Annotated in this window: 2 protein-coding genes; both read right to left on the reverse strand. The window is 38.0% G+C overall.

Features of this window, described 5'->3' with window-relative positions; translation table 11 throughout:
* Positions 1–180 precede the first annotated feature (180 nt).
* On the reverse strand, positions 181–1,380 hold the full coding sequence (locus ADM33_RS08600) for a phosphoglycerate kinase (protein WP_001096781.1): 1,200 nt from the start codon (positions 1,378–1,380) through the stop codon (positions 181–183).
* A gap of 374 nt (positions 1,381–1,754) precedes the next feature.
* Positions 1,755–2,291: a hypothetical protein gene (locus ADM33_RS08605; protein WP_049504539.1), complete on the reverse strand. Its 537-nt coding sequence runs from the start codon at positions 2,289–2,291 to the stop codon at positions 1,755–1,757.
* Between the last annotated feature and the right edge of the window lie 254 nt (positions 2,292–2,545).

Below are 2,545 nucleotides of genomic sequence, written 5' to 3' on the forward strand. Positions count from 1 at the left end.
ACAAATAGATGTTTTTGTAAGATTGTCTCTTTTTTCCACGTTCATCACTCAAATTTCATTTAGATTGGTATTCCTCTATTTTACTGTTTTTTTTGGATTCTGTCCAATTATCCCTCGGTACTCCCATACTTTAAAAGAACGCAAAAAAAAGGAGAAGCTGAGTTCTCCTTTTTTATATTCTTATTTTTCAGTCAAAGCTGCAAGTCCTGGAAGAACTTTACCTTCAAGAAGTTCCATTGATGCTCCACCACCAGTAGAGATCCATGAGAACTTGTCTGCACGACCAAGGTTGATAGCTGCGGCAGCTGAGTCACCACCACCGATGATTGATTTAACGCCTGGTTGTTTCACGATAGCGTCCATCACACCGATTGTACCAGCTTGGAAGTCAGGGTTTTCAAATACACCCATAGGTCCGTTCCATACAACTGTTTTAGCGCCAGTCAAAGCTTCGTCAAATTTAGCGATAGATTTTGGACCGATATCCAAACCAAGGAATCCTGGGTCAACTGCTTCACCTTCAGTGTCTTTCACTTCAGTGTAGTCAGCAAATGCGTTTGCTTCTTTTGAGTCAACTGGCAAGATCAATTTGCCGTTTGCTTTTTCAAGAAGAGCTTTTGCAACATCCAATTTGTCTTCTTCAACAAGTGAGTTACCGATTTCGATACCTTGTGCTTTGTAGAATGTGTAAGTCATACCACCACCGATAAGAACTTTATCAGCTTTTTCAAGCAAGTTTTCGATAACACCGATCTTATCTGAAACTTTTGAACCACCAAGGATAGCCACAAATGGACGTTCTGGAGCTTCAACAGCTTCTTGGATGTAAGCAATTTCGTTTTCAAGAAGGAATCCAGCAACTGCTTTTTCAACGTTTGCTGAGATACCAACGTTAGATGCGTGTGCACGGTGAGCTGTACCGAATGCATCGTTTACGAAGATACCATCTCCAAGTGATGCCCAGTATTTACCAAGTTCAGGATCGTTTTTAGATTCTTTCTTACCGTCAACATCTTCAAAACGAGTGTTTTCAACCAAAAGAACTTGTCCATCTTCAAGAGCGTTGATCGCTGCTTCCAATTCAGCACCACGAGTAACACCTGGAAGGAATGTAACTTCTTGACCCAATTTAGCAGCCAAGTCAGCAGCTACAGGAGCAAGTGATTTACCAGCTTTGTCTGCTTCTTCTTTTACACGTCCAAGGTGAGAGAAAAGAATCGCACGTCCACCTTGTTCAAGGATGTACTTGATAGTTGGAAGAGCTGCAGTGATACGGTTGTCATTAGTAATCACGCCATCTTTTACAGGAACGTTGAAGTCAACACGAACGAGAACTTTTTTCCCTTTCAACTCAACGTCTTTAACAGTCAATTTTGCCATTTGGAAAGACTCCTTAATTTTTTTTACGTGTTAATTATATCACAAAATCAATAAAAGAGATAGCAAAACCTTAAACTTTTATCCTGAAACAACTCTCTCTAGTAAATCAGACTTACTCTTTACTCTCTGAGGAAATCCCTCACTGTTTTTATCTTCATCTATGGTATGTTGCTCATTTATAGAGAAAGAGCTAATGTCTGGAGTTGTGTCTTTATTTTTTGAACTAACTCTTCAGAAACCGTTCAATTTTTAAAAATCTATTTTGAAAGTTTTGCATTGCGATAGAAAAACTCTCAGAAATATCAGCATCGCATGTCAAAGAGTTCAATCACTTTTGTTCAGTTTAATTTCAAATTAAAGACCTATCTGCATCTCTAATTAAACCTATCCTGATACTTCATATTAAACAGCCACTGAAGATTGACCACGGGCTTAGATTGTACATCAAGTATGGGTTTAAGGGTCTCTCTAATCTCTCCTTTTATCTTTTTTTCATCAATTGTTGCAAGATCAATTTCTTTATACTCTTTATCGAGGGCCCACTCAAGCTCAAAATTCTTATCAAACTTATAGGACACATCGTTTTTATCACTGTAACTATAACCTCCAACAGACTCTCCAAAACTTGTAGGATAACCACTTGAATCGATAGAATTTTCGATAAAATTCGCTCCATCATCATCATAGCGAATACCTTCAATTTTCGGAGTATAAATCTCCCCCATGTTTTCAATCAACATGACTAAGTCAGGCTCTGTCCCCTCTTTATGAGGTATCCGTTGAGCATAATAAACTGAGTTAGATAGCAAATTAATCGTAGTAACAGCATACATACTCGCTCCTATAAATACTACTAAGCCAAGGCTCACTACTACAATGATTACAGCAATGACTACTTTTAACAATTTCATCTTCTTTTTCCTTTCTTATCCCCAAACCAATTCTTGATGGGATTAACGATAAATAGCTTTTAAAACTCAATATACATAATCAATCTTCAAAGCAAAACATGCAGATATCTCACTACAACAATCCTTATGAAATAATAAAAATCTTAACATAATCATTCTAAGAATCATAACCACCCGTCAAACGGGTGGTTTGTACCAGGGCTATAAGCCCAAATTACCAGCCAGCGCCTAAAGACGCTGGCTTTCACGTTGTT

Source organism: Streptococcus oralis (genome assembly GCF_001075875.1).
GTDB classification, from domain to species: Bacteria; Bacillota; Bacilli; order Lactobacillales; family Streptococcaceae; genus Streptococcus; species Streptococcus oralis_I.

Coding starts and splice junctions, on each gene's coding strand:
- ADM33_RS08600 (WP_001096781.1), bottom strand. CDS start 1,380: ATGGCAAAATTGACTGTTAAAGACGTTGAGTTGAAAGGGAAAAAAGTT.
- ADM33_RS08605 (WP_049504539.1), bottom strand. CDS start 2,291: ATGAAATTGTTAAAAGTAGTCATTGCTGTAATCATTGTAGTAGTGAGC.